Here is a 24,176-nt window from a genome sequence, read left to right on the forward strand (position 1 = left end):
GGGGCGACAGCCCAGACTGGTGATTCCGCCCACAGCTCGGCCCGCTGGAGGAGTCACCGGACCTTTTGCGGCTTACGCTCGTGGGCACCGCACAGACCGTCAAGGACCCGGCACCACCCCGGCAGCGACCGCCGGGCACCCCGCACGGACCCTTCCCCGAGCTCCCGCAGCGTTCGAGCGGGGGAGGCCCCAGACCGCCGCCCACGCCCACGGAGGTTCACGCCCGTATGAAGCTCACTGTCGTCGGATGCTCCGGGTCGTTCCCTTCCATGGAATCGGCCTGCTCGAGCTACCTCGTGGAGGCCGACGGCTTCAGGCTGCTCCTCGACATGGGCAACGGCGCCCTGGGCGAGCTGCAGCGCCACGCCGGCCTCTATGACCTGGATGCCGTGCTGCTGTCGCATCTTCATGCAGACCACTGCATCGATTTGTGCGGCTATTTCGTCGTCCGCTACTACCGCCCGGACGGCGGGCGTTGCGCGCCGATGCCGGTCTACGGACCGGAGGGCACCGAGCGGCGGCTGACCGTCGCCCACGCCGATGTGCCGCACGACGGCGCGATGAGCGAGGTCTTCGACTTCCGCACCCTGACACCCGGCACCTTCACCATCGGGCCGTTCACGATCCGTACGGAACACGTCAGCCACCCGGTGGAGGCCTTCGGCTTCCGCATCGAGCACGGCGGCCGGACCCTGACGTACTCCGGGGACACCGGCCCCTGCGAGGCGCTGGAGTCGCTCGCCGAGGGCGCCGACCTCTTCCTGTGCGAGGCGTCCTTCACGTACGGCAAGGAAGACATCCCGGACCTGCACCTCAACGGCCGGGAGGCCGGCGAGACCGCCCGGCGGGCCGGCGTGGGCCGGCTGGTGCTGACCCACATCCCGCCGTGGACCGACCCGGACATCAGCATCCGCGACGCCCAGAAGGCCTACGACGGCCCGGTCGAGGCGGCCAAGGCGGGTGCCGTCTACGAGGTGTGAGGCCGGGCGGCGTGCCCGGCGCGACGACGGCACAGGGCCCCGGAACCGTGGTGCGGTTCCGGGGCCCTGTGCGTGCGGTGCCCGCGCGGGCTACGCCTTCGTCAGGTCCTCGACCTCTTCCTCGGGCTCCCGGCCCGGGGTGGTGAGGTTGAACTTGCTGATCGCGAAGCGGAACAGCGTGTAGTAGACGGCCGCGAAGACCAGGCCGATCGGGATGATCATCCAGGGCTTGGTGGCCAGGTTCCAGTTCAGCGCGTAGTCGATGAAGCCGGCGGAGAAGGTGAAGCCGTCGTGCACCCCCAGCGCCCAGGTGAGCGCCATGGACAGGGCGGTCAGCACCGCGTGGATCGCGTAGAGCACCGGCGCGATGAACATGAACGAGAACTCGATCGGCTCGGTGATACCGCAGACGAAGGAGGTCAGCGCGAGCGAGATCATCATGCCCAGGACGGCCTTGCGGCGCTCGGGGCGGGCGGCGTGCGCGATGGCGAGGGCGGCGGCCGGCAGGCCGAACATCATGATCGGGAAGAAGCCCGACATGAACTGCCCGGCGGTCGGGTCACCGGCGAAGAAGCGGCCGATGTCGCCGTGCGCGACCTTGCCCGCGGCGTCGGTGAAGTCGCCGAGCTGGAACCACGAGACGGTGTTGACGAACTGGTGCATGCCGATCGGCAGCAGTGCGCGGTTGATCAGACCGAAGAGTCCGGCGCCGGCCGCGCCCAGGCCGGTCATCCACTCGCCGAAGGCGGAGATCGCGTCGCCGATGGGCTCCCAGACCAGCAGGAAGAGCACGCCGACGGCGGTGCCCACGAAGGCCATGATGATCGGGACCAGCCGGCGGCCGTTGAAGAAGCCCAGCCAGTCCACCAGCTTCTTGCGGTGGTAGCGCTGCCACAGGACCGCGGCGAGCAGTCCCATGATGATGCCGCCGAGGACGCCGGGGTTGTTGAGGACCGGCTCGACCCACTCGCCCTTCTCGATGTGGCCTTCCTCGACCGGGAACGCCTTGAGGACATTGCTGTAGACCAGGAAGCCGACCAGGGCGGCGAGCGCCGTGGAGCCATCGGACTTCTTCGCGAAGCCGATGGCGACGCCTATGCAGAACAGCATCGGCAGGTTGTCGAAGACCGCGCCGCCGGCCGCCGCGAAGACCTTGCTGACGGCGATCCAGCCCAGGCCCTTCTCGCCGAACACGTCGTCCTGGCCGAGGCGGTTCAGGATGCCCGCGGCGGGCAGGACGGCGATCGGCAGCTGGAGACTGCGGCCGATCTTCTGCAGGCCCTGGAACAGGCCGGAGCCCCGCTTCTTCGCGGGAGCCGCCTTCGTGGCGGTGGCCGAACTCATCGGATTCCTCCTGGTGAGGCGGGCGCTCGAAGGGGGACTGCCCGCGCTTGGACTGCACCTTGGTCTACACCACTAGTGGTTTAGACCATTCTTAGCACGTAGTCCCGACATAAAGGAATCCATTCTTCCAAGTGGTGTGGACCACACGACGACCGGCCCCCGGGTCACAGGACCCAGGGGCCGGCGGGCCCATCGCACCGGGCCGGACGGCGCCCTCCGCGACCCCGCCCGCGGAGGTTCCGTCACCCTCCTACTTCACGTTCTCCTGCTCCATCGCGTCCCCCACCTCATCCGGCTCACGGCCCGGCGTCGCCAGGTTGAACGCCGTGATGAGGAAGCGGAAGAGGACGTAGTAGACCACCCCGAAACACAGGCCGATCGGAATGATCAGCCAGGGTTTGGTGGCCAGCCCCCAGTTGATGACGTAGTCGATCAGACCCGCCGAGAAGCTGAAGCTGTCGTGCACGCCCAGCGCCCAGCTCACCGCCATCGAGACGCCCGTCAGCACCGCGTGCAGCACGTACAGCACCGGCGCGACGAACAGGAACGAGTACTCGATCGGCTCGGTCACCCCCGTCACGAACGAGGTCAGGCCGACCGACAGCATCATGCCCGCGATCTCCTTGCGGCGGTGCGGCTTGGCGCAGTGCGCGATCGCCAGCGCCGCCGCGGGCAGCGCGAACATCATGATCGGGAAGAAGCCGGTGGTGAACTGTCCGGCGTCCGGATCGCCCGCCAGGAACCGGTTGATGTCACCGTGCACGACCGTGCCGTCCGGCTTGGTGAAGCTGCCGAACTGGAACCAGACGAAGGTGTTCAGGAACTGGTGCAGGCCGATCACCAGCAGCGCCCGGTTGGCGACGCCGAAGACACCGGAGCCCCACGCCCCCAGTCCTGACAGCCACTCACTGAAGCTCGTCAGCGCGTCACCGACCGGCTGCCAGACGAACAGGCACAGCACCGCGAAGACCAGGCCGACGAAGGCCATGATGATGGGGACCAGCCGCCGCCCGTTGAAGAACCCCAGCCAGTCCACCAGCCGCACCCGGTGGAAGCGCTGCCAGAGCCACGCGGTCAGAAACCCCATGACGATGCCGCCGAACACCCCCGGATTCTGGAACTCCGCCTGCGTGACCGTCTCGGTCCTGTCCAGGCACACGCCGCTCCACAGGCCCGCCTGGGTGTACGCCTGGCCCGGACCGCAGCCCGACGGGAACGCGTGCAGCACCGAGAAGTAGACGAGGAAGCCGGTCACCGCCGCCAGCGCCGTCGACCCGTCCGACTTCTTGGCCATCCCGATCGCCACACCGATGCAGAACAGCAGCGGCAGGCCGAGCCCCGAGTCCAGCAGCGCACCGCCCGCGGCGGCGAAGACCTTGCCGACGGCGTCCCAGCCCAGCCCGTCGGCGCCGAACACATCCGGCTGGCCAAGACGGTTGAGAATGCCCGCCGCGGGCAGGACGGCAATCGGCAGCTGCAGACTGCGCCCCATCTTCTGCAAGCCCTGGAAGAGGTTCGACGCCCATCGGTTCCCCGGTGCCGCCGCTGCGTCCGAACTCATCGCTGTCCTCCCGGCGGTCGGCCCGTCGACAACCGACCTGGTGCTTGCCGCATACTGGTGGTGTAGACCACTTAGGGGTGCGTGCCGCGGCCGTCCCTCCGGCCGTCCGCGCGCACTCCGGTGATCGCCATCCTTCGTCAGACAGCGGACAAACGCCCACATAGTTGGGCTGAACGTGCGTTACGGTGTGAAAACCGCGCGGCGGAACCGCCGGCGGCCGAGACAAGCAGGAGTGGACATGGCCACCAAGGCTGAGAAGATCGTCGCCGGGCTCGGCGGACTCGACAACATCGAGGAGGTCGAGGGCTGCATCACCCGCCTCCGCACCGAGGTCGTCGACTCCTCCCTCGTCGACGAGGCCGCCCTCAAGGCCGCCGGCGCCCACGGCGTCGTCAAGATGGGCACCGCGATCCAGGTCGTCATCGGCACCGACGCCGACCCCATCGCCGCCGAGATCGAGGACATGATGTGAGCTGACCCCCGCTCACACCGAAGGCCCCACACCGGACGCCCACCGCCCCGGAGTGGGGCCCTCGCCGTTCCCGATAGGGTCTGTGCCATGTCTCGCATCGACGGCCGCACCCCCGAACAACTCCGCCCGGTCACCATCGAACGCGGCTGGAGCAAGCACGCCGAAGGCTCCGTCCTCGTCTCCTTCGGCGACACCAAGGTCTTCTGCACCGCATCCGTCACCGAAGGCGTCCCGCGCTGGCGCAAGGGCACCGGCGAGGGCTGGGTCACCGCCGAGTACTCGATGCTGCCCCGCTCCACCAACACCCGCGGCGACCGCGAATCCGTACGCGGCAAGATCGGCGGCCGCACCCACGAGATCAGCCGCCTCATCGGCCGCTCCCTGCGCGCCGTCATCGACTACAAGGCCCTCGGCGAGAACACCATCGTCCTGGACTGCGACGTCCTCCAGGCCGACGGCGGCACCCGCACCGCCGCCATCACCGGCGCCTACGTCGCCCTCGCCGACGCCATCACCTGGGCCCAGGGGAAGAAGCTCATCAAGCACGGCCGCAAGCCGCTGACCGGCACGGTCTCCGCCGTCAGCGTCGGCATCGTCGACGGCACCCCCCTCCTCGACCTCTGCTACGAGGAGGACGTCCGCGCCGAGACCGACATGAACGTCGTCTGCACCGGCGACGGCCGCTTCGTCGAGGTCCAGGGCACGGCCGAGGCCGAGCCCTTCGCCCGCGAGGAACTCAACGCCCTCCTCGACCTCGCCGTCGCCGGCTGCGCCGAACTCGACGGCGCCCAGCGGGCGGCACTGGCCGGGACGCTCTGAGCGATGGGGGCGGGGCGCCGGCGCCGCTTGGGCGCCGCGTGGGCGGGGCTGTTGAGCACCGCGAGCGCGGGGCTGCTGGGCACCCGGCGGGTGGCGCCGCTGAGCGCCGGGGTGCGCGGCCGCTGAGGGCCTGGAGCCCGCCGCCGCCCACCCCACAGCATGACGTCACCACCACAGGGGGAGGCCCCGGAACCTCCCCCTGTGACCCTTTTCTCACCAGGCCCGTCCCCTCTGGAAAAGCCACCGCGGCACCCGCACTCTGGACCCCATGTCCACCACCGCTGCCACCGCGCCCCGCACCAGCGCCCGCACCGGCGGGCCCAAGGACGACTCCCGGCTCCTGGAGCACATCCTCGGCTGGACCCTGGTCCTCGTCCTCGCCATGTTCCTCACCCACGCCGGCCTCGTCTGACGGGCCTCGCGGTCTCGTCTGACGGGGCCCGCGGCCTTGCCCCTCCGCCCTCGTGGCCTTGCCTGACGGCCCTCCGCCGGGTCCTTGGTGGGCCGTGCCGGGCCCCTGCCGGTTCCTGCGGCCGCTGACGGTGTCACCGCACCCGCACCCGCGCCCCACTCCACCTGCCCGGCCCTCCTGCCCGGCCTTCGTCGCCCGGCCCGGAGCCCGCCCCGCACCCGCGCAACCAAAACAGCCCCACCCCGCGTTTCTTCCTTTGCCCGTACACGTCCAAGGGAAGGAAACCGCCCCATGGCCCGCCGCTCGCTCCCGCAGCGCCGCCCCGCCGCCACCGCACTCGTCGCGCTGGCCGCCGCCACCCTCGCGATACCGCTGCTCTCCGGCTGCGGAGCGGTCCAGAAGGCCATGGACTGCGCCAACACCGCGTCCTCCGTCGTCGACGCCGTCGACAAGCTCCAGAAGGCCGCCGACAACGCCGTCAACGACCCCCAGAAGGCCCAGCAGGCGCTCGACGACATCGACGCCAACCTGCGCAAGCTCAGCAAGGACGCCACCGACCCGGAGCTGTCCAAGGCCATCGACAAGACGAACGACGGCATCAAGGCCGCCCGCAAGGACCTCGACAGCAACAAGGCCCCCGACATCCAGCCGATCGTCGACGGCACCGGCGAGATGACCAAGATCTGCACCCCGGGATAGCCGGGATAATCGGGGCCATGCAGACTCACACCGGCGGCCCCTCCGCACACCCCCGCCGCCTCATCCTCGCCACCCGCAACGCCGGCAAGGTCAGCGAACTCCGCGCCATCCTCGACGCGGCCGACCTCGACATCGAACTCGTCGGCGCCGACGCCTACCCCGACGTCCCCGACGTCAGGGAAACCGGCGTCACCTTCGCCGAGAACGCCCTCCTCAAGGCCCACGCCCTCGCCCAGGCCACCGGCCACCCCGCCGTCGCCGACGACTCCGGCCTCTGTGTCGACGTCCTCGGCGGCGCGCCCGGCATCTTCTCCGCCCGCTGGGCCGGCACCCACGGCGACGACCAGGCCAACCTCGCCCTGCTCCTGGCCCAGCTCGGCGACATCGCCGACGAACACCGCGCCGCCCACTTCGCCTGCGCCGCCGCCCTCGCCCTCCCCGACGGCACCGAACGCGTCGTCGAGGGCACCCTCGAAGGCACCCTCCGCCACACCCCCACCGGCACCGGCGGCTTCGGCTACGACCCGATCCTCCAGCCCCACGGCGACACCCGCACCTGCGCCGAACTGACCCCCGCCGAAAAGAACGCCATCAGCCACCGCGGCCAGGCCTTCCGGGCACTGGCCCCGGTGGTGCGGGAGTTGTTGGGCTGAGTTTTGGCGTACGCAAATGGCCTGCGAACCGGACCTTCGATTCGCAGGCCATTCTGCGTGTGCGGCCGGAGGGACTCGAACCCTCACGGGTGTTACCCCACTGGCACCTAAAGCCAGCATGACTGCCAATTCCATCACGGCCGCTTGCCACGGCCATGGTACTTGTTGGCCGGACACAGCGTGAGGTCTACCGCTGGTGTCGGCCGCCCCGGCACCAAGTGTCGGTGACCGCATGGCAGTTGGGGCAGAGAAACCGCAGATTCTGCTGACGGTCGTCACGCCAGTCGCCGTTGATGTGGTCGATCTCCAGAGTCATGGGCTTGCCGTGCCATGCGGGGCCTGTCCCGCACTCGGCGCAGCCCTGCGGCACGCCGACCTGCCGCAGGGCTCGCCGTAGCATCACGGTTCTTGTCCGGCGCTTCCCGCAGTGCTTCACGAGTATCTGCTCGGGACCCTTGACCGGCGTGGTACCCGGCTTCCCGCGCATATGTGCCTGCCCCAGGAAGTGACTCGTGTCGATGCCGTGGTCGGATACCCACTGACGGAACAGCGCGCGCCCGCGAGAGCTATCGGGCCTCTCCAGATACCGCAGGGCAGCGGCGATGGAAGAAGAGGCGCTGACGGCTTTCTGGAGGTCGTCCCTGCTGGGGCGGCGAAGGTGAGTGGCGCGCCGTGCGACGGGGTTGAAGTGCGATACATCGATTCCGAAGTGTTCGAAGCGCCTGAACAGATGCCGCCGCAGCTGATGGTAGGAGCGCCCGCCGCAGAACGCGATGACTTCGTCGATGTTCGTGCAACGCTCTGCGGCCTCGGTCAACAGCGCGCGGGTGTAGCGGATGCTGCCGCTCATTGCCGCGCTCCGGTGTCCCGGGGGCCGATGCCCTTGTTGCGCCCCCGGTAGGTATCCGTGGCCGAGTGGCAATTGGGGCACAGAAACCGCAGATTCTCCCGACAGTTGTTACGCCAGTTTCCGTCGATGTGATCGACCTCCAGCGGCAGCGGGCGATTGCGCCAGACGGGCCCGGTACGGCAGACGGCGCACCGCTCGTCCGCCCCGAGCGCGAGCAGGGCAGCTTTGAGTCGGTGGCTCGGCATTCGTCGACCGGGGTTTTCTTCGTGCACGAGCAGTTCCTCGGGGCTGTACCGCCGACGAGCCTTGGTTTTCCTCCGGCCGACCGGAGAAAAGTGCGAAGTGTCGATTCCCAGGTTCTGGATGCGCCGGCTGATGTGGGTGTGCTGACCGCCTACGGGGTCGAGACCGAGCCGTCGTAAGACCTCGCACATGTTCGTCGACAGCGCCACGGCATCCTCGAGGAGCTCCTTGGTCCAGCGAGTCCCTTCACGTTCGAAGTGCGAAGTATCTACGCCCATTGACCGCATTCGGTCATGGAGGTACCGCCGTGAGGGACCCTTCGGATGCACCCCGAGCTTGAGTAACGCCTCCGACAGCGTCCGCGAAGACGAAGCCGCCTCCTCCAGCCGCTCCCGGGTGTACGGACTGACCGGCATGATTCCCCCTCGTTCCGCGCACCGGGCCCCGTGCGCTCATCGAACGGAACAACGATCGAACGCAGTGCCGGTTACGGCGTGTGGTCCGCAAAGGTGAGGGGCCCCGGGAAAGGTTTCCCGGGGCCCCTCGGTGCCGCGTTGCGTAGGTCAGAAGCGTGGTTCCGGGGATTGGGCCTCGATGAGTTCGACGGCTTCTTCCTTGGTGGCCACGGAGGGCGGGGAGCCTTCGAGGGGCTGCTGGGCGGTTTCCTTCATGCAGGCGACGGCGATGACGCCGACGAGGGCGGCGCCCATCGTGTAGTAGGCGGGGACCATCACGTTCTTGTCGAAGACGTCCATCAGGGCGGTGATGACCAGGGGGGTGGTGCCGCCGAAGAGGGAGACGGCCAGGTTGTAGCCGATGGAGAGGGAGCCGTAGCGGACGTTGGTGGGGAAGAGGGCGGGCAGCGCCGCGGACATGGTGCCCAGGAGGCAGACCAGGGAGAGGCCGAGGAGGGCCATTCCGGCGCAGACCGCGGGGACGCTGCCCTGCTTGACGAGGAGGAAGGCCGGGATCGCGAGGACGAAGAAGCCGAGCATGCCGGTCATCAGCAGGGGCTTGCGGCCGTAGTGGTCGCTGAGTTTGCCGACGGTGCTGAGGATGCACATCAGGACGGCCATGGTGCCCAGGAGGATCAGCAGGCCGTGGGACTCCTCGTAGTGGAGGGTGTCCGTCAGGTAGGTCGGCATGTACGACAGCAGCATGTAGTCGGTGATGTTGTACGCGCCGACCAGGGCGATGCAGAGAATGAGGGTGGGCCACTGCTGGGTGAAGATCTCGCCGATCTTCTTCTTGGGGGCGTTCTCGGAGAGGTGGGAGAACTCGGCCTCGGTCTCGACGGCGGAGTTGCTGCCGCTGTGGGTCCGGGCGGCCTCGAACTTCTGGAAGGCGGGGGTCTCGTCGAGCTTGACCCGCAGGTAGAGACCGACCAGGCCGAGCGGGCCGGCGATCAGGAACGGCAGGCGCCAGCCCCAGTTGAGCATCGCCTCGTCGCCGAGGGTGGTGTTGAGCACCAGCACGATGCCGGCGGCGCCGGTGTAGCCGATGAGGGTGCCCATCTCCAGGAAGCTGCCGTAGAAGCCGCGCTTCTTGTCGGGGGCGTACTCGGCGATGAAGGTGGAGGCGCCGCCGTATTCGCCGCCGGTGGAGAAGCCCTGGACGAGGCGGAAGAGGATGAGGAGGACCGGCGACCAGAAGCCGATGGTGGCGTAGGACGGGATCAGCCCGATGCAGAGGGTGCCCAGCGCCATCATGATCATGGTGAGGGCGAGTACCTTCTTGCGGCCGATGCGGTCGCCGAGGGGGCCGAAGTAGGCGCCGCCGAGCGGGCGTACGAGGAAGGCCACGGCGAAGGTCGCGAAGGACGACAGCAGGCTGGTGGTGTCGCTGCCGCCGGGGAAGAAGACCTTTCCGATGGTGACCGCGAGATAGCTGTAGATCCCGAAGTCGAACCACTCCATGGCGTTGCCGAGTGCGGCGGCCTTCACGGCGCGCTTGACGACCCGCTCGTCGGTGACGGTGATGTCGGTGCGCCGCAGTCTGGGGTTCCGGCGCCTGGCGACGGCACGGAAGAGCACCCGGTGGCGCTTGAGCGCTTCCCGGTCTTGTTCGGGAGCGGCGTCGGCTTCGGTGCTGCCGGTCGGCACGAGGCGGTCCTCTCGGTCGGTCAGCGCGCGGTGCGCGGTGGGAGTACGACAGGTGCGCCTGCGCAGTGGAGCGCGGATCAAACCACTCTGGCCGGATGAATTGAGGTACGTCACCCGAGGCTGGGCCGTCCGGGGCGGCACGGCGGGGTGGTGGCAGGGTCATGGCGGGGGAGCGCCAGGGGCGCGGCAGCCCTTGTTACAGGACTGGTACACAGCCGAGCGGTCATTGCAGCGTTCAAGCAATCAGCCTGTGTCGCGGGGACGGGAGAGTGGCAGCGCTGGACGCGGCATTCGTGTTTGCTGTGGGGGTACGGGGCGTCGTCCCCGGGAGGAGAGCGTGATGACGGACCGCGAAGGGGCCCGTTGGGTTCGGGGGCGTACCGCGTTGGCGGCCTTTGTCGTGGTGACGGCGCTGGCGGCCGGCGGGGTGTGGTTCGTGCAGTCGCCGGACCGGGCGTCGGCGGTGGACGCCGCGCCGAAGACCTCGGCGGTGCAGGAGGTCAAGGACGACGGCAGGCAGTCCGGGGGGCTGCCGGGGGTCCGGGAGTGCGGGCGCGGCAAGCCCGGGATCAAGCCGCATGTCATCACGTTGACCTGCGATGACGCGGAGATGGTGGCGACCGCGATCACGTGGAAGGTCTACGGTCCGCGGGAGGCGTTGGGGAGTGGCGTGGTGCAGGTGGAGAAGTCCGATGCCGGGGTGGGAGCGGATGCCGGTTTCCCGGCCACGTTCCGTCTGCTCGATCCGCGGCGGGTCGGCGGTGAGCTGGCCTTCACCGGCCTGGAGGTGACGTACGAGGGGTCGACGCCGCTCGGGGACACGACGGAGATGTACAACCTCGCGTGATGGGCATTCGAGGCCGGATCGCCCTGGCCATTTCGTGTATGACGGCGCTGGCCGTGGTGGTGCTCGGGTTCGCCGTGCACCACATAGCGGATGTGGAGCGCGAACGGTCGGCGCGGGCGTATCAGGACGACCGGTTGAGTTCGGCGCTGCAGATCTACGAGCGGGACCGCACGCTGGCGCTGGGTGCACAGCTGGACGACGCGACCCTGCCGGGGCCGTTGCGGAAGGCGGTGTTCCGGAACCAGTCGGGGACGTATGTCAGCGGCGGGGAGGACCCGCGGGTGTGGGCGGCGACCGGTGTGGGCGGCGGTGACGGGAGCGGGCCGTCGCAGTCGCTGTCGGTGTCGGCGGCGTATCCGGACGACGATCCGGCGCAGGTGACGCTGGACCGGGCGCTGCTGATCGCGGGGTGCGGCACGGTCACGCTGATGGCGGGGGTGTCGTGGTTCGTGGCGCAGCGGCTGTCGCGTCGGCTGCGGATGAGTGCGGCGGCGGCGCGGCGGATCGCGGCGGGTGAGGTGCCGGACGCGGACGCGCTGGCGAGTCATGGCCGGGACGAGGTGGCCGAGTTGGGCCGCAGTGTGCACCACATGGCGACGTCGCTGGCGGCCCGGGTGGAGGCGGAGCGGGAGTTCACCGCGGATGTGGCGCATGAGCTGCGGACGCCGGTGGCCGGGCTGGTGGCGGCCGCTGAGCTGTTGCCGCAGCCGCGGGCGGTGGAGCTGGTGCAGGACCGGGCGCAGGCGATGCGGCGGCTGGTGGAGGACCTGCTGGAGGTGTCGCGGCTGGACGCGGGGGTGGAGCGGGCGGATCTGGACGCCTGTGAGCTGCCGTCGCTGGTGCGCGGGATCGTGCAGCGGGCGGCGCGGCAGCGTGGGGTCGACGAGGCCGACGAGGTGTCGGTGTCCGTGGAGGGGGAGCCGCGGATCGTGGAGACGGACCGCCGGCGGGTGGAGCGGGTGCTGGTGAATCTGCTGGCGAACGCGGCCAAGCACGGCAAGCCGCCGATCGAGGTGGTGGTGGCCGGGTCGCGGATCGTGGTGCGCGATCACGGTCCGGGCTATCCGGCGGAGCTGTGTGCCGAGGGGCCGCGGCGGTTCCGTACGGCGGCGCCGGAGCGGGGGACCGGGCACGGGCTGGGGCTGACGATCGCGGCGGGCCAGGCGGAGGTGCTGGGGGCGCGGCTGGACTTCGGCGCCGCCGCCGAGGGCGGCGCCGAAGCGGTGCTGGAACTGCCGGACGCGGCGTTGCCGGAGCCGGCGGCCGGGGCGTGTCCGGCGGATCAGGGCCGGTGAGGCGCTACAGCCCCAGATCCTTGATGATCTTGGCGACGTGGCCGGTGGCCTTGACGTTGTAGAGGGCGCGCTCGACCTTGCCGTCCTCGTCGAGGATGACGGTGGAGCGGATGACGCCGGTGACGGTCTTGCCGTAGAGCTTCTTCTCGCCGAAGGCGCCGTACGCCTCCAGGACCGTCTTGTCGGGGTCGCCGAGCAGGGTGACCTTCAGCTCTTCCTTCTCGCGGAACTTGGCGAGCTTCTCCGGCTTGTCGGGGGAGATGCCGATGACGTCGTAGCCGTGGCCGGCGAGGAAGTCGAGGTTGTCGGTGAAGTCGCAGGCCTGCTTGGTGCAGCCGGGGGTCAGGGCGGCCGGGTAGAAGTAGACGATGACCTTGCGGCCCTTGTGGTCGGCGAGCGAGACCTGCTTGCCGTCCGCGTCGGGCAGGGTGAAGGCGGGGGCGGTGTCGCCGGGCTGCAGTCGCTCGCTCATGCGCCCGCCTCGCTTCGCTCGGCGTGCCCGCATTCGCGAGGCGCGCACCTTTCCATGATTCGCTCGCTCCGCTCGCTCATGACTCTCCTTAGGCCGGGTTCGTACGCCCCGACATTAGCCAGCCCGGGCGACGGGCGGGGCCGGGGGCGTCCCGGCGGTGCGAAACGGGGGTGCTGTGGGGCGCGTGGGGGTGTGAGCTGACAGACTGTCCATCACGAATCGGCAGTCAGTGGTGTGGCCGGTTCCGTACGGGGCCGAGTGCCCGGTCCCCGTACGCATCGGCGCGAGACGACGGAGGCAGCGCGGTGGCGGAGGCCAGGACCCCGGCGCAGATCGAGGCGGACATCGTCCGCAGGCGGCAGGAGCTCGCCGTCACGCTCGACGAGATCGGTGTGCGGCTGCACCCGAAGACGATCATGGATGACGCGAAGGCGAAGGCGGCGGCCGCCGTGGACCGTACGGCGGGGCGGGCCTATGTGGCCGCCAACCGCGCGGTGACGGACGTACGGGCGCAGCTGGTGTCGGAGGACGGGGCGCCGCGGCTGGAGCGGATCGTTCCGGTGGCGATGATCGGCGTGGCCGTGGTGGGCCTGCTGACGCTGCGCGCCAGGCGGCGCTGCTAGGACCTGTCCGACGGGCCGGTCCGGCGCTCACGGCCGGAGGGCCCGGGGCCGCCGTGGCCCGGTGCCCGGGGCGGCCTTGGTGCGTGCCGGGCGTCGCCGGGCAGGTACGGTCATGCCGTGAGCCCGAATAACACCAAGGACACCCACGACAAGCTGCCGATCCGGATGCTGCACGACCGTGTGCTGGTCCGGACGGACATCCCCGAGGGCGAGCGCCGCTCCACGGGGGGCATCGTCATTCCCGCGACCGCGGCGGTCGGCCGCCGCCTGGCCTGGGCCGAGGTGGTCGCGGTCGGGCAGAACGTGCGGACCGTGGAGGTCGGGGACCGGGTGCTGTACGACCCGGAGGACCGGGCCGAGGTCGAGGTGCGCGGGGTGGCCTACGTGCTGATGCGGGAGCGCGATCTGCACGCGGTGGCCGCCGAGCGCCTGGAGGGCGCGGAGGACTCGACCGGGCTGTACCTCTAGGCCACTGGCCCACCGGGCGGTATCTCCAGCCCGGTCCGGGGTCAGGTCCGAGGCCGGGGCTCCCCGGCGCGGAGCGGCTGAAGCGCCCCTCCGGGGTTTCTCGCGGGCGGTGACCGGGGTCACCGCCCGTTCCGCTGCCCTTTGCTAGCCTCGGGACACACCCGACGAGACGCGCCGTACCGGGTCAGGACAAGACGACGCACCCCTGTTGAAGCTCTTTCGCGGAGGTGCCGTCATGGCCTGGATGCTGCTCATGGTCGCCGGTCTGCTGGAGGTCGGCTGGTCGGTCGGGATGAAGTTCACCGACGGCTTCACCCGGCTGTGGCCCAGTGTGTTCACCGGCGCGGGCATCGTCGCCAGCATGCTGCTGCTCTCGTACGCCGCCCGGACCCTGCCGATCGGCACCGCCTACGGCGTGTGGGTCGGCATCGGGGCGGCCGGCGCCGCGGTGGTCGGCATGGCGGTGCTCGGCGAACCGGCCACCGCGGCCCGGATCTTCTTCATCTGTCTGCTGCTCGTGGCGGTGGTCGGCCTCAAGGCGACGTCGGGGCACTGACGGCCGGACGGCGGCGCGCCGTCACTCGTCCCAGCGCCACATCTGCCGATCCAGATCCTCGCTCTGCGGCTGCACCGTGGGGAAGCCCTCGGTGGCCGGGGCGCTCGGCTCGGGCGCCGACGGGAGCGTGGAGGTGGGCGGTTCGGCGGTCGGCCGGGTGGGGGCGGAGGTGGGCGGCACGGGCCCGGTGGGTGTGTCGCTCGGGCCGGTGGACGGGGAACCCGAGGCGCTGGGCGACAGCGAGTCGCTGCCGGACGGCGCGGGCGAGGACGGCTCCGCCCCCGCCTCCAGCCGCAGGTCGAAGCCGCGGACCGGGCGGCCGTTCAGCGCGGCCGCGGTGTAGTCGGCCCAGATCTGGGCGGGGTAGTCGCCGCCGTTGACCCGGGACAGGCCGCCCGCGCCGTACAGCGGCACCTGTGCGGCGGTCTCCGGGTCCTGGCCCAGCACGGCGACGACGGTGGCGAGTTCGGGGGTGTAGCCCGCGAACCAGGCGGCCTTGTCGTTCTCGGCGGTGCCGGTCTTGCCGGCCGCGGGCCGTCCGGCGCCCTGGGCGGCGGTGCCGGTGCCGCCGTCGACCACGCTCTCCAGGATCGAGGTGGTGGTGTCGGCGGCCGTCCTGGGGATTGCGGCGGTCTCCTCGCGCTCGGGCAGCTCGATCTCCTCGTCGTCCTTGGTGACCTTGTCGACGAGGGTGTACGGGCGGTGCGTGCCGTGGTGGGCGAGGGTGGCGTAGGCCTGGGTCATGCTCAGCACGCTGGGGGTGGCGGTGCCCAGGGAGACGGCGCCCTGCGAGGAGGCGAGGCTGGGGGTGTCGGCGGGGATGCCCAGGGCGACGGCGGTGGCCTTGACCTTGGACGGGCCGACGTCGATGCCCATCTGGGCGTAGACGGCGTTGACGGACTTGTCGGTGGCCTCGGTGACGGTGATCGGGCCGTAGGAGCGGTCGTCCTCGTTGGCGGGCGCGAATCCGGTGGGGCGGCCGTGACGGACCGTCATCCGCTTGTTGGTGCCGTCGTAGACGGTGTTCGGGGTGATCCGGGTGCCCTCCTGGGTGGTGGAGCGGTTCTGCACGGCGGAGGCGAAGACGAGCGGCTTGAAGGTGGAGCCGACCTGGTAGTCGCTGCGGGTGGCGCCGTTGACGTACTGCTTGGCGTAGTCGACGCCGCCGTAGAGGGCGACGACCCGGCCGCTCGCGGGGTCGATGGAGGCGCCGCCGGCCCGGACGGAGCCGTCGACGTCCCGGGAGTCGTCGAGCCGGTCCATCAGCCGGGTGTTGACCGCCTTGACGAAGGCGTTCTGGCGCTTCCTGCTGATGCTGGTGGTGATGCGGTAGCCGCCGCCGCGCAGGGTGTCCTCGTCGAGGACGTGGTGGTCGGTGAGGTAGTTCTTGACCGCCTCGACGAGGTAGCCGCGCTGGCCGGACAGCCCGGGGGACGGCTTGGCGGGTTTCGTCTCGGGGAACTCCATCGCGTCCCGCTCGGCGGGGCCGAGCCACTTCTTGGTGACCATGCCGTCCAGGACGTAGTTCCAGCGCGCCAGCACCCGCGTCCGGTTCTCGGGGTGGGCGGTGAGGTCGTAGGCGCTGGGGGCGTTGAGGAGGGACGCGAGATAGGCGCCCTGGGCGGTGGTGAGCTGCGCCGCGTCGCGGCCGTAGTAGGAGCGGGCGGCGGCCTGGATGCCGTAGGCGTTGCGGCCGTAGTAGCTGGAGTTGAGGTAGCCCTCCAGGATGTTGTCCTTGCTCACCTCGCGGTCCAGCTTGATGGCGATGAAGAACTCCTTGGCCTTGCGGGTGAGGGTCTGTTCCTGGCCGAGGTAGTAGTTCTTCACGTACTGCTGGGTGATGGTGGAGCCGGACTGCTTGCCCTTGCCGGTCAGGGTGTTCCAGGCGGCCCGGACCATCGCGGCGGGGTCGACAGCGGACTCGGAGTAGAAGTCCCGGTCCTCGGCGGCGAGTACGGCCTGCTGGACGGTCCGGGGGATCTGGCTGAGGGTGACGTTCTGCCGGTTGACCTCGCCGTCGTGGGCCAGCTCGGAGCCGTCGGAGTAGAGGAAGACGTTGCTCTGGGCCTTGGCGGCGCTGTTGGCCGGCGGGATGCCGACGAGCAGGTAGCCGGCGAGCATCCCGCCGACGACGAGCAGCAGGAACAGCAGCACGGTGCCCAGCACCGCGCGCCAGGTGGGGAGGACACGGCGCCAGCCCGTGCGTTGTCCGCTCATGTCGGTATGGACTCCTCGGCCGCCGCCGGAGGTTGTACCGCGGCGGGCGGGTTCGTGTCGGGGGTGCGCGCGGTGTGCCCGGAGAGCACCGGCCGCCCGCGGGGAAACTCTCGCATCATGCGTCCCGGTCAGCGGGGGTGGCGCGCACCGGAGTCCGCCACCTGACCGGCTGAATGGCACCCACGGCTCACCCGAAGCGGTGATAATTCGATGGTGCCCGCCGCGTCCGGGACTAAGGGTCTGTCGTTTGGATCAGGCCGGATCAGGGAGCGGGGGCTGGCCTGATCCAAACGACAGACCCTAGGCTCCGGTGCTTTGCGCGTCCGACGGGAACGGTGGCTGGGGGGAGCGCGGCGTGGTGTACGCGGCGGTGGCGGCCGGCAGCTTCCGGCGGTACGCCACCTATCGGACCGCCACCGCGGCGGGGGTGTTCACCAACACCGTCTTCGGCTTCATCGTCGCCTACACCTACCTGGCGCTGTGGGACGAGCGGCCGCATCTGGGCGGCTACGACCAGGCGCAGGCGCTGACCTTCGTCTGGACCGCGCAGGCGCTGCTGGCCACCGCGGCGCTGATGGGCGGCGGGCTGGACGAGCTCCAGGAGCGCATCCGCGGCGGCGACATCGCGGTGGACCTCTGCCGGCCCGCCGACCTCCAGCTGTGGTGGCTGGCCACGGACCTGGGGCGGGCCGGGCTCCAGCTGATCGGGCGGGGGGCCGTGCCGATGGCGGTGGGCGCCCTGGTCTTTCCGCTGGCGCTGCCCGGCGACGCGGTGACCTGGGGCTGCTTCCTGCTGTCGGTGCTGCTCGGGGTGCTGGTGAGCTTCGCGCTGCGCTATCTCGTCGCGCTGGCGTCCTGCTGGCTCCTGGACGGCTCGGGGCTGGCCCTGATCAGCGGGCTGGCCTGCACGTTCTTCACGGGGATGCTGCTGCCGCTGCGGGTCTTCCCGGGCGGCTTCGGGGAGGCCGTCCAGCTGCTGCCGTGGGCGGCGATCCTCCAGGTGCCGGCCGATGTGCTGATGGGGGTCCGGAGCGGTGGCGCGCTGGTGCGGGGGCTGGTGTTCCAGGCGGTGTGGGCGGCGGCGCTGCTGGCGCTGGGCCGGCTGGTGCAGTCGGCGGCGACCCGCAAGGTGGTGGTGCACGGTGGGTAGCGCGCGGGCGCGGGCCGGGCGCGGCCGGGCGGCGGTGGCGCGGGGGCTGGCCGCGTACGGGCTGATCGTGCGGATGTGGGTGCGCTCCACCCTCGCCTACCGGACCTCGTTCGTGATGATGGCGGCCGGCAGCTTCGCGGCCAACGGCCTGGACTTCGTCGCGATCATGCTGATGTTCTCGCAGATCGAGGCCCTCGGCGGCTTCACGCTGCCCGAAGTGGCCTTCCTGTACGGGACGTCCGGGATGGCGCTGGGCCTGGCGGACCTGCTGCTGGGCAGCATCGAGGGGCTGGGCCTGCGGATCAGGGACGGCACCCTCGACACGCTGCTGCTGCGCCCCGTACCGGTCTTCGCGCAGATCGCGGCGGACCGCTTCGCGCTGCGCCGGGTGGGCCGGATCACCCAGGCGCTGCTGGTGCTCGGCTGGGCGCTGCCCCGTGTCGAGGTGGACTGGACGGTGGGCCGGGTGCTGATGGTGCCGCTGATGGCGGTGTGCGGCACGGCCATCTTCGCGGCGGTCTTCACCGCCGGGGCCGCCTTCCAGTTCTGGGCGCAGGACGCGGCCCAGGTGCAGAACTCCTTCACCTACGGCGGCAACGCGATGCTGCAGTACCCGCCGACGGTGTTCGCCAAGGAGCTGGTGCGCGGGGTCACCTACCTCGTCCCGCTGGCCTTCGTGAACTGGCTGCCCGCGCTGCGGCTGCTGGGCCGCCCCGACCCGCTGGGGCTGCCGGGCTGGGTGGACTTCCTGGGGCCGGTGGTGGCGGCGCTGATGTGTACGGGGGCCGGGCTGGCGTGGCGGCTGGGGCTGCGGTCGTACCGCAGCACCGGCAGCTGAGGGGGCCTCATGGGGCGGGCCCCGGACGGGACGACGAGGGAGGGCGCGGGATGAGCGGTGCGGCCGCTGCGGGGCAGCTGATCGAGGTCGACGGTGTCGAGAAGGTCTTCTCGGTACGGCGCAGGGTGGGCCGGCTGCGGCGGGTGCGGCAGGAGGTCCGGGCCGTCGACGGTCTCTCCTTCCGGGTGCCGCGCGGCGAGATGGTCGGCTGCATCGGGCCGAACGGCGCCGGGAAGTCCACCACCGTCAAGATGCTGACGGGCATCCTCGTCCCCAGCGGCGGCCGGCTCCGGATCGCCGGTATCGACCCGGCGCGGGAGCGGACCCGGCTCGCCCGCCGGATCGGGGTGGTCTTCGGGCAGCGCACCACGCTGTGGTGGGACCTGCCGCTGCGGGACTCCTACGAACTGGTGCGGCGGATGTACCGGGTCCCGGACGCCCGGTATCGCGCCAATCTGGAGCGCTGCGTCGAACTGCTGGACCTGGGCCCGCTGCTGGCCGTGCCGGTACGGCAGCTGTCGCTGGGGCAGCGGATGCGCGGCGACATCGCGGCGGCGCTGCTGCACGACCCCGAGGTGCTGTACCTGGACGAGCCGACCATCGGCCTCGACGTGGTCAGCAAGGCGAGGGTCCGGGAGTTCCTGCGCGAGGTGAACGCCGAGCAGGGCACCACGGTCCTGCTGACCACCCATGACCTGACCGACATCGAGCAGCTGTGCCGCCGGGTGATGGTCATCGACCACGGCCGGCTGGTCTACGACGGCGGCCTCGACGGGCTGCGGGCCGCCGGCGACGGCGAACGGACGCTGGTGGTGGACCTGGCGCGGGAACTGCCGCCGATCGACGGCGTCCCGGGCGCCCGTACGGTCCGGGTGGACGGGCCCCGGCAGTGGCTGGCGTTCCCGGCCTCGCAGAGCGCGGCGCCGCTGGTCGCGGCGGTCGCCGCGCGCTATCCGCTGGTGGACCTGTCGGTGCGGGAACCGGACATCGAGACCCTGATCGCCGAGCTGTACGCGGGCGGCGGGCAGCGGTGGGATGTCGCCGGAAACGGCGGCAATACGGGCGACGCGCTCTAATCTGTCCGTATGACTGAAGACCTCCCGGAGTTGCGCGCTTCCGACACCGACCGTGAGCGGGTCGCCGAGATCCTGCGGGACGCCCTCGCCGAGGGACGGCTGGCGATGGAGGAGTTCGACGAGCGGCTCGACGCGGCGTACAAGGCCCGCACCTACGGGGAGTTGGAGCCGCTCACCGCCGATCTGCCGTCCGCCGCGCAGACGCCGGCGCCGCTGTCGCTGTCGCTGCGGAAGGAGAGCGGTGCGCCGGTGCGCTGGGCGGAGCGGATCGTCAGCGGTGCCCAGGGGTCCTCGGTCGGCTTCTCCCTCATGAGCGGCTTCCAGCGCAAGGGCCGGTGGACGATCGGGCGGCGCTTCACGGCCGCCTGCGTCATGGGCGGCGGCGAGATCGATCTGCGCGAGGCGAACTTCGCCGGGCCGGAGGTCGTCGTCAGCTGCTGGGTGCTCATGGGCGGGGTGAACATCGTGGTGCCGCCGGGTGTCGAGGTCGATGTGCGCGGGCTCGGCATCATGGGCGGCTTCGACGCAGGCGAGGACGGGACCCCGGGCGAGCCCGGCGCGCCCCGCGTCGTCGTCACCGGCCTGGCGCTGATGGGCGGCGTCGCCGTCGAGCGCAAGCTGCCCAGGGCCGAGCGGCGCCGCCTCAAGGAGGAACGGCGCCGCCTCAAGGACGACGGGCGCAAGGAGCTGGACTAGGGGGCCGCCGGGCCGGCGCGGGCTCGTGTGGCGGGCTCAGCTCGCGGCCGTGGCGGCGGTGACGACGGCGATGGTGGTGAGGGCCGCCTGCATGTCACGTATCGCGGTGCGCACGCTCTCGGCCGCCCACTGGCCTTCCGCGACCTCGGCCATCCGGCCGGTCACCTGCTTGCGCGGGGCGTCGGGGAACGCCAGGGGGTGCAGCTTGGTGGCGTGGATCAGGGCGACGAGGCCCGCCGTGCGCTCGTCCGGGACGGCGCCCTCCAGGACGACGGCCCGGAGCCGCTGCCGCAGCTCCGCCTCGGGCGCGCCGTCGGCCTCGGGATAGCGGCGGATCGGGAACAGGCCGAGGGCCTTGTGCTGCTCCTCGACGACCACGCCGCGCGCGCACAGGCTCTGCACCGCCGCTTTGCCGGCCTTGGCGCGGTCCTTGGCGAGCCACTCCGTCACCCGCCGCCTGTCGCGGCCGCCCAGCCAGGCACCGAGCAGCTCCAGCCGGTCATCGAGCAGTCGCTCACCGGTCGGTGTCGGGTCCGTCAGGCTGAGGTGCTTGCCGTCGACGGCCACTCTCCCGGCGAGCACCAGTTCCAGCAGGATGCCGCCCGCGACGGCCCAGGCCGCCGTCTGCTGCCGCTCCGCCGTCCCGGACTCCTCGTCCAGCGACAGCAGCATGATTTCCTCGGCCAGTGTGACGGCCATGTCAGCCCCCGGTGCGTCTGGTGATGTCTCCGTCAGCCGGTCGAACGCCCGGAGCGGCGGGGAAGTTCCACGCCGCCCCGCAACCGCCCGGGACCGGCCGCCGCGGGGCGGCCGAACCCGTGGCGGCGGGCCTGCGCCGTTGGGGTGACGGCGCGGGCCGGTGTCACAGTGCGGCGGGTGCCGCGCGCTTGAGGTGGGCGAGGTTCACGGCGTCGGCCATCGCCCGGAAGCCCTCGTCGCTCGGGTGGAGATGGTCGCCGGAGTCGTAGACGGGGCGCAGCCGCACCGGCGCCGCCGGGTCGCGCAGCGCCTTGTCGAAGTCCACGACCTCGTCGTAGACGGTGCCGGAGCGGATGATCCGGTTGACCTGCTCCCGTACCGAATTCAGCTGGTTGGAGTAGCCGCGGTGTCCTCCGAACGGCGTCAGGGTGCTGCCGGTGACGCGCAGACCGCGGGCGTGCGCCTCCCGGACGAGCTGCCGCATACCGGCGACGATCTTCTGCGGGTCGAGCTGGCGCGGGGTCTTGAACAGGTCGTTCAGCCCGATCTCGACGATGACCGCCTTCACCCCGGTGCGGGACAGCGCGTCGCGCTCCAGCCGGGACAGCACGCTGGGCCCGTTGTTCGGGGAGAACTTGCTGCCGTTCACCAGCAGGCGGTTGCCGCTGATGCCCTGGTTGAGGACGCCGTAGCGGGGCGCGCCGGGCTCGTTGCGCAGCCGCGCCGCGAGGAAGTCGGTCCAGCGGTGGTTGGCGCCGGCGGTGGAGGTGATGCCGTCGGTGATCGAGTCACCGATCGCGACGACCGAGCCGCGGGCCTGGGTGCTCCACACGTCCACGCCGGTCAGATACCGCCAGTAGGGGCTCTGCTCGGTGTAGGCGGCGCCGGTGGCGTCCTCGGCGCGGTCGCCGTGCGCCAGGTAGGACGTCTGCCGGGCGTACGGGTGGTAGGTGGCGGGGCCCGAGGGGGACGGCGAGTACGTGGTGACCAGCAGGTCCGCGTCGCCGGGCACCTTCAGCCGGGTCGGGTCGCTGGTGACCGCGCCGCCCGCCGGGATGGTCACCGCGGGCTTGCCGCCGAACGCCAGCCGCCGCATGGTGCCGCTCGCGGCGGTGGGGTTGCTGGGGGCCGCGGCCAGCGCCAGCGAGGCGTGGCTGACCACCAGCGGCCGGGTGCCGTAGAGGTTGGACAGCTGGATGCGGACGCCGGAGCCGCCGACGCTGGTGTGCACGACGTTGCGTATGGACATCCCCGCGTAGCCGTTCAGGGTGCCGGGCTCGGCGGCGGCCGCGGCCGCCGACCAGGTGCCGACCCACTGGCCGGAGACCGCGGGGTCCGCGGGGTCGCGCGGCTTGTGCGGGGAGCTGCCCGGACCGCCGCTCTCGCCGCCGAAGCCGACGAATATCGCGGTCGAGATCAGTACCACCACTGCCGCCAGACCGGCGAGCAGGGAGTAACCCACACTTTTCTTCATGCGGGAGGGGTCTCCTGGGTCGAGCGGAGCAGCACGCTCCGGGCGGGCAAGGGCAGCGGATGATCAGCGGCACCGTTGCGGTCCGATCGGTCCCCCATGATCCCACGGACCTCGGGTGCGCCGCCCGGCGCCCCGTTCGATGCCTCCTCGTCATGGACGCGGGGAACTCGTGGTTCGTTCCAGGAGTAGGTCACAGTGGGATGACGGCCGGAACGTGGCCGTCGTGCGGAGCACGATAGGCCGTACGGACGGTGGGGGGCACGGTGGGAGCGATGGAGCGGATGGAACGTACAGAAGCGGACACGGCGCCGAGGGCGGAGCGGGCGCCGGCGGCGGCCGGCGCCGTGCCGGGCGGGTTCGCCGCCGGTGCCGCCGACGAGGAGCGCCGGCGCGCGGTGCGCCGGATGAAGGCGCTGGCGACCGGCCTGCTGCTGGCCGTCGCCGCGGTCTATGTGCTGGCGAAATGGGCCGGATCGGCCGGGGCGGGCGGCTGGACCGGGTTTGTCGCGGCGGCCGCGGAGGCCGGCATGGTCGGCGCGCTGGCCGACTGGTTCGCGGTCACCGCGCTGTTCAAGCGGCCGATGGGGCTGCCGATTCCGCACACCGCGATCATTCCCACCAAAAAGGACCAACTGGGCCGGAGCCTGGGGGACTTCGTCGGGGAGAACTTCCTCTCCGCCGACGTCGTCCGCCGCCGGCTGCGCTCCGTCGGCATCGGCCGGCGGCTCGGCGGCTGGCTCGCCGAACCCCGCAACGCCGACCGGGTCACCGCCGAGCTGTCCACCGCGCTGCGCGGGGCGCTGACCGTGCTGCGCGACTCCGATGTGCAGGCGGTGGTCGGTGAGGCCATCACCCGGCGGGCGGACGCCCAGGAGATCGCGCCCGGTGTCGGCACCCTGCTGGAGAGGATCGTCGCCGAGGGCGGCCACCGGCGGGCGGTGGACCTGCTCGTCTCCCGCGCCCACGACTGGCTGGTCGAGCACGGGGACTCCGTGATGACGGCGGTCTCCGGCGGCGCCCCCGGCTGGACCCCGCGGTTCGTCGACCGCAAGGTGGGCGACCGGGTCTACAAGGAGCTGCTGCGCTTCGTCACCGAGATGCGGGACATGCCCGAGCATCCGGCGCGCGGGGCGATCGACCGCTTCCTGCGGGACTTCGCGGAGGACCTGCAGTCCGACCCGGCGACCCGGGCCAAGGTCGAGCGGCTGAAGTCCGAGGTGCTGGGGCGCGGCGAGGTGCAGGACCTGATCGCCTCGGCCTGGGGCTCGGTCCGCACGATGATCGTCGCCGCCGCCGAGGACGAGCGCAGCGAACTGCGGCTGCGGGTACGGGCGGCGCTGCTGTCCCTGGGCCGGCGGCTGGCCGGCGAGGAGCGGCTGCAGGACAAGGTGGACGGCTGGCTGGAGGGCGCTGCCGTCTATGTGGTGACGACCTATCAGGACGAGATCACCTCCCTGATCACCGACACCGTCGCCGGCTGGGACGCCGAGCACACCTCGAAGAAGATCGAGGCGCACATCGGCCGGGACCTCCAGTTCATCCGCATCAACGGCACCGTCGTGGGCGCCCTGGCCGGGCTGTGCATCTACGCCGTCTCGCACGCCTTCGGCGGCTGACCCCGCCCGCCGGC

The 24,176-nt window shown here is 71.2% G+C and carries 26 protein-coding genes, 1 tRNA gene and 1 riboswitch; of the genes, 17 read left to right on the forward strand and 10 right to left on the reverse strand.

The genetic code is table 11. The features are described 5' to 3' along the window. Window positions 1–227 precede the first annotated feature (227 nt). Window positions 228–980, forward strand: a complete 753-nt coding sequence (locus ACWC9R_RS08720; RefSeq protein ID WP_450729704.1) for an MBL fold metallo-hydrolase — start codon at window positions 228–230, stop codon at window positions 978–980. A gap of 90 nt (window positions 981–1,070) precedes the next feature. Here the strand turns inward: ACWC9R_RS08720 and ACWC9R_RS08725 are convergent, their stop codons facing one another. Both ACWC9R_RS08725 and ACWC9R_RS08730 read right to left on the reverse strand, forming a co-directional pair. After that, complete coding sequence (locus ACWC9R_RS08725) at window positions 1,071–2,324, reverse strand: PTS transporter subunit EIIC (protein WP_450729706.1); 1,254 nt, start codon at window positions 2,322–2,324, stop codon at window positions 1,071–1,073. 250 nt (window positions 2,325–2,574) lie between these two features. Then, window positions 2,575–3,885, reverse strand: a complete 1,311-nt coding sequence (locus ACWC9R_RS08730) for a PTS transporter subunit EIIC (protein ID WP_450729708.1) — start codon at window positions 3,883–3,885, stop codon at window positions 2,575–2,577. A 232-nt stretch (window positions 3,886–4,117) separates the two neighbouring features. On the opposite strand from ACWC9R_RS08730, the gene ACWC9R_RS08735 reads away from it, so the two are divergent. The 6 genes from ACWC9R_RS08735 (at window position 4,118) to rdgB (ending at window position 6,940) form a co-directional block, all read left to right on the forward strand. Then, entirely contained in the window at window positions 4,118–4,357 is a 240-nt protein-coding gene (locus ACWC9R_RS08735) for a PTS glucose/sucrose transporter subunit IIB (protein WP_362605073.1), read from the forward strand. An 87-nt stretch (window positions 4,358–4,444) separates the two neighbouring features. Continuing rightward, window positions 4,445–5,176 (forward strand): ribonuclease PH, encoded by a 732-nt coding sequence (rph, locus tag ACWC9R_RS08740; protein ID WP_362605074.1) that lies wholly within the window; start codon window positions 4,445–4,447, stop codon window positions 5,174–5,176. A gap of 3 nt (window positions 5,177–5,179) precedes the next feature. Then, window positions 5,180–5,302 carry a hypothetical protein gene (locus ACWC9R_RS08745; RefSeq protein WP_450729711.1) on the forward strand — a complete coding sequence of 41 codons (123 nt, stop codon included), beginning with the start codon at window positions 5,180–5,182 and terminating at the stop codon, window positions 5,300–5,302. A gap of 142 nt (window positions 5,303–5,444) precedes the next feature. Next, complete coding sequence (locus ACWC9R_RS08750; protein ID WP_450729713.1) at window positions 5,445–5,588, forward strand: SCO1431 family membrane protein; 144 nt, start codon at window positions 5,445–5,447, stop codon at window positions 5,586–5,588. Between the two features lie 291 nt (window positions 5,589–5,879). Then, a complete protein-coding gene (locus ACWC9R_RS08755; protein ID WP_450729715.1) occupies window positions 5,880–6,287 on the forward strand; it encodes a hypothetical protein in 408 nt (135 codons plus the stop codon). A gap of 17 nt (window positions 6,288–6,304) precedes the next feature. Continuing rightward, window positions 6,305–6,940, forward strand: a complete 636-nt coding sequence (gene rdgB / locus ACWC9R_RS08760) for an RdgB/HAM1 family non-canonical purine NTP pyrophosphatase (protein ID WP_450729717.1) — start codon at window positions 6,305–6,307, stop codon at window positions 6,938–6,940. 60 nt (window positions 6,941–7,000) lie between these two features. Here the strand turns inward: rdgB and ACWC9R_RS08765 are convergent. From ACWC9R_RS08765 to ACWC9R_RS08780, 4 genes are all read right to left on the reverse strand, one after another. Continuing rightward, window positions 7,001–7,084, reverse strand: a tRNA-Leu gene (locus ACWC9R_RS08765). Window positions 7,085–7,127: 43 nt separating this feature from the next. Next, on the reverse strand, window positions 7,128–7,790 hold the full coding sequence (locus tag ACWC9R_RS08770) for an HNH endonuclease (RefSeq protein WP_450729719.1): 663 nt from the start codon (window positions 7,788–7,790) through the stop codon (window positions 7,128–7,130). Beyond that, window positions 7,787–8,449 (reverse strand): HNH endonuclease signature motif containing protein, encoded by a 663-nt coding sequence (locus tag ACWC9R_RS08775; RefSeq protein ID WP_450729721.1) that lies wholly within the window; start codon window positions 8,447–8,449, stop codon window positions 7,787–7,789. The genes ACWC9R_RS08770 and ACWC9R_RS08775 overlap by 4 nt, the downstream gene beginning before the upstream one ends. Before the next feature lie 147 nt (window positions 8,450–8,596). Further along, a complete protein-coding gene (locus ACWC9R_RS08780; protein WP_450729723.1) occupies window positions 8,597–10,135 on the reverse strand; it encodes an MFS transporter in 1,539 nt (512 codons plus the stop codon). Window positions 10,136–10,475: 340 nt separating this feature from the next. On the opposite strand from ACWC9R_RS08780, the gene ACWC9R_RS08785 reads away from it, so the two are divergent. Beyond that, a complete protein-coding gene (locus ACWC9R_RS08785; protein ID WP_450729725.1) occupies window positions 10,476–10,982 on the forward strand; it encodes a hypothetical protein in 507 nt (168 codons plus the stop codon). Then, window positions 10,982–12,277: a sensor histidine kinase gene (locus ACWC9R_RS08790; RefSeq protein WP_450729727.1), complete on the forward strand. Its 1,296-nt coding sequence runs from the start codon at window positions 10,982–10,984 to the stop codon at window positions 12,275–12,277. The genes ACWC9R_RS08785 and ACWC9R_RS08790 overlap by 1 nt, the downstream gene beginning before the upstream one ends. A gap of 4 nt (window positions 12,278–12,281) precedes the next feature. Here the strand turns inward: ACWC9R_RS08790 and bcp are convergent, their stop codons facing one another. After that, window positions 12,282–12,749 (reverse strand): thioredoxin-dependent thiol peroxidase, encoded by a 468-nt coding sequence (gene bcp, locus ACWC9R_RS08795; protein WP_398832326.1) that lies wholly within the window; start codon window positions 12,747–12,749, stop codon window positions 12,282–12,284. A 305-nt stretch (window positions 12,750–13,054) separates the two neighbouring features. On the opposite strand from bcp, the gene ACWC9R_RS08800 reads away from it, so the two are divergent. The 3 genes from ACWC9R_RS08800 to ACWC9R_RS08810 all read left to right on the forward strand — a co-directional run bounded on the left by ACWC9R_RS08800 (window position 13,055) and on the right by ACWC9R_RS08810 (window position 14,396). Next, window positions 13,055–13,372, forward strand: coding sequence for a DUF3618 domain-containing protein (locus tag ACWC9R_RS08800; RefSeq protein WP_450729729.1), 318 nt, complete (start codon window positions 13,055–13,057; stop codon window positions 13,370–13,372). A 165-nt stretch (window positions 13,373–13,537) separates the two neighbouring features. Beyond that, window positions 13,538–13,840, forward strand: a complete 303-nt coding sequence (locus tag ACWC9R_RS08805; protein ID WP_042155576.1) for a GroES family chaperonin — start codon at window positions 13,538–13,540, stop codon at window positions 13,838–13,840. A gap of 142 nt (window positions 13,841–13,982) precedes the next feature. Continuing rightward, window positions 13,983–14,044, forward strand: a riboswitch (guanidine-III (ykkC-III) riboswitch). A gap of 31 nt (window positions 14,045–14,075) precedes the next feature. Continuing rightward, window positions 14,076–14,396, forward strand: coding sequence for a DMT family transporter (locus ACWC9R_RS08810; protein WP_362605090.1), 321 nt, complete (start codon window positions 14,076–14,078; stop codon window positions 14,394–14,396). Window positions 14,397–14,417: 21 nt separating this feature from the next. Here ACWC9R_RS08810 and ACWC9R_RS08815 read toward each other — a convergent pair whose 3' ends face one another. Continuing rightward, window positions 14,418–16,613 carry a transglycosylase domain-containing protein gene (locus tag ACWC9R_RS08815; RefSeq protein ID WP_450729731.1) on the reverse strand — a complete coding sequence of 732 codons (2,196 nt, stop codon included), beginning with the start codon at window positions 16,611–16,613 and terminating at the stop codon, window positions 14,418–14,420. 355 nt (window positions 16,614–16,968) lie between these two features. Between ACWC9R_RS08815 and ACWC9R_RS08820 the strand changes: the two genes are divergently transcribed. The 4 genes from ACWC9R_RS08820 (at window position 16,969) to ACWC9R_RS08835 (ending at window position 20,373) form a co-directional block, all read left to right on the forward strand. Then, window positions 16,969–17,763: an ABC transporter permease gene (locus ACWC9R_RS08820; RefSeq protein ID WP_450729733.1), complete on the forward strand. Its 795-nt coding sequence runs from the start codon at window positions 16,969–16,971 to the stop codon at window positions 17,761–17,763. A gap of 73 nt (window positions 17,764–17,836) precedes the next feature. Further along, window positions 17,837–18,601 (forward strand): ABC transporter permease, encoded by a 765-nt coding sequence (locus ACWC9R_RS08825; RefSeq protein WP_450729890.1) that lies wholly within the window; start codon window positions 17,837–17,839, stop codon window positions 18,599–18,601. A gap of 50 nt (window positions 18,602–18,651) precedes the next feature. After that, window positions 18,652–19,677: an ABC transporter ATP-binding protein gene (locus ACWC9R_RS08830; protein ID WP_450729735.1), complete on the forward strand. Its 1,026-nt coding sequence runs from the start codon at window positions 18,652–18,654 to the stop codon at window positions 19,675–19,677. A 9-nt stretch (window positions 19,678–19,686) separates the two neighbouring features. After that, a complete protein-coding gene (locus tag ACWC9R_RS08835) occupies window positions 19,687–20,373 on the forward strand; it encodes a DUF1707 SHOCT-like domain-containing protein (RefSeq protein ID WP_450729737.1) in 687 nt (228 codons plus the stop codon). A 36-nt stretch (window positions 20,374–20,409) separates the two neighbouring features. Here the strand turns inward: ACWC9R_RS08835 and ACWC9R_RS08840 are convergent, their stop codons facing one another. Beyond that, window positions 20,410–21,072 carry a GOLPH3/VPS74 family protein gene (locus tag ACWC9R_RS08840; protein WP_450729739.1) on the reverse strand — a complete coding sequence of 221 codons (663 nt, stop codon included), beginning with the start codon at window positions 21,070–21,072 and terminating at the stop codon, window positions 20,410–20,412. A 163-nt stretch (window positions 21,073–21,235) separates the two neighbouring features. Then, entirely contained in the window at window positions 21,236–22,546 is a 1,311-nt protein-coding gene (locus tag ACWC9R_RS08845) for an SGNH/GDSL hydrolase family protein (RefSeq protein ID WP_450729741.1), read from the reverse strand. Window positions 22,547–22,818: 272 nt separating this feature from the next. On the opposite strand from ACWC9R_RS08845, the gene ACWC9R_RS08850 reads away from it, so the two are divergent. Then, entirely contained in the window at window positions 22,819–24,162 is a 1,344-nt protein-coding gene (locus ACWC9R_RS08850; RefSeq protein WP_450729742.1) for a DUF445 domain-containing protein, read from the forward strand. Window positions 24,163–24,176: the final 14 nt, after the last annotated feature.

The organism is Streptomyces sp. NPDC001219 (assembly GCF_053597915.1).

Excerpts from the sequence above, each read along its gene's own strand:
- ACWC9R_RS08720 (WP_450729704.1), top strand. The coding sequence starts at position 228 with ATGAAGCTCACTGTCGTCGGATGCTCCGGGTCGTTCCCTTCCATGGAA.
- ACWC9R_RS08725 (WP_450729706.1), bottom strand. The coding sequence starts at position 2,324 with ATGAGTTCGGCCACCGCCACGAAGGCGGCTCCCGCGAAGAAGCGGGGC.
- ACWC9R_RS08730 (WP_450729708.1), bottom strand. The coding sequence starts at position 3,885 with ATGAGTTCGGACGCAGCGGCGGCACCGGGGAACCGATGGGCGTCGAAC.
- rph (WP_362605074.1), top strand. The coding sequence starts at position 4,445 with ATGTCTCGCATCGACGGCCGCACCCCCGAACAACTCCGCCCGGTCACC.
- ACWC9R_RS08745 (WP_450729711.1), top strand. The coding sequence starts at position 5,180 with ATGGGGGCGGGGCGCCGGCGCCGCTTGGGCGCCGCGTGGGCGGGGCTG.
- ACWC9R_RS08750 (WP_450729713.1), top strand. The coding sequence starts at position 5,445 with ATGTCCACCACCGCTGCCACCGCGCCCCGCACCAGCGCCCGCACCGGC.
- ACWC9R_RS08755 (WP_450729715.1), top strand. The coding sequence starts at position 5,880 with ATGGCCCGCCGCTCGCTCCCGCAGCGCCGCCCCGCCGCCACCGCACTC.
- rdgB (WP_450729717.1), top strand. The coding sequence starts at position 6,305 with ATGCAGACTCACACCGGCGGCCCCTCCGCACACCCCCGCCGCCTCATC.
- ACWC9R_RS08770 (WP_450729719.1), bottom strand. The coding sequence starts at position 7,790 with ATGAGCGGCAGCATCCGCTACACCCGCGCGCTGTTGACCGAGGCCGCA.
- ACWC9R_RS08775 (WP_450729721.1), bottom strand. The coding sequence starts at position 8,449 with ATGCCGGTCAGTCCGTACACCCGGGAGCGGCTGGAGGAGGCGGCTTCG.
- ACWC9R_RS08785 (WP_450729725.1), top strand. The coding sequence starts at position 10,476 with ATGACGGACCGCGAAGGGGCCCGTTGGGTTCGGGGGCGTACCGCGTTG.
- ACWC9R_RS08790 (WP_450729727.1), top strand. The coding sequence starts at position 10,982 with ATGGGCATTCGAGGCCGGATCGCCCTGGCCATTTCGTGTATGACGGCG.
- bcp (WP_398832326.1), bottom strand. The coding sequence starts at position 12,749 with ATGAGCGAGCGACTGCAGCCCGGCGACACCGCCCCCGCCTTCACCCTG.
- ACWC9R_RS08805 (WP_042155576.1), top strand. The coding sequence starts at position 13,538 with ATGCTGCACGACCGTGTGCTGGTCCGGACGGACATCCCCGAGGGCGAG.
- ACWC9R_RS08810 (WP_362605090.1), top strand. The coding sequence starts at position 14,076 with ATGGCCTGGATGCTGCTCATGGTCGCCGGTCTGCTGGAGGTCGGCTGG.
- ACWC9R_RS08815 (WP_450729731.1), bottom strand. The coding sequence starts at position 16,613 with ATGAGCGGACAACGCACGGGCTGGCGCCGTGTCCTCCCCACCTGGCGC.
- ACWC9R_RS08825 (WP_450729890.1), top strand. The coding sequence starts at position 17,837 with ATGTGGGTGCGCTCCACCCTCGCCTACCGGACCTCGTTCGTGATGATG.
- ACWC9R_RS08830 (WP_450729735.1), top strand. The coding sequence starts at position 18,652 with ATGAGCGGTGCGGCCGCTGCGGGGCAGCTGATCGAGGTCGACGGTGTC.
- ACWC9R_RS08835 (WP_450729737.1), top strand. The coding sequence starts at position 19,687 with ATGACTGAAGACCTCCCGGAGTTGCGCGCTTCCGACACCGACCGTGAG.
- ACWC9R_RS08840 (WP_450729739.1), bottom strand. The coding sequence starts at position 21,072 with ATGGCCGTCACACTGGCCGAGGAAATCATGCTGCTGTCGCTGGACGAG.
- ACWC9R_RS08845 (WP_450729741.1), bottom strand. The coding sequence starts at position 22,546 with ATGAAGAAAAGTGTGGGTTACTCCCTGCTCGCCGGTCTGGCGGCAGTG.
- ACWC9R_RS08850 (WP_450729742.1), top strand. The coding sequence starts at position 22,819 with ATGGAGCGGATGGAACGTACAGAAGCGGACACGGCGCCGAGGGCGGAG.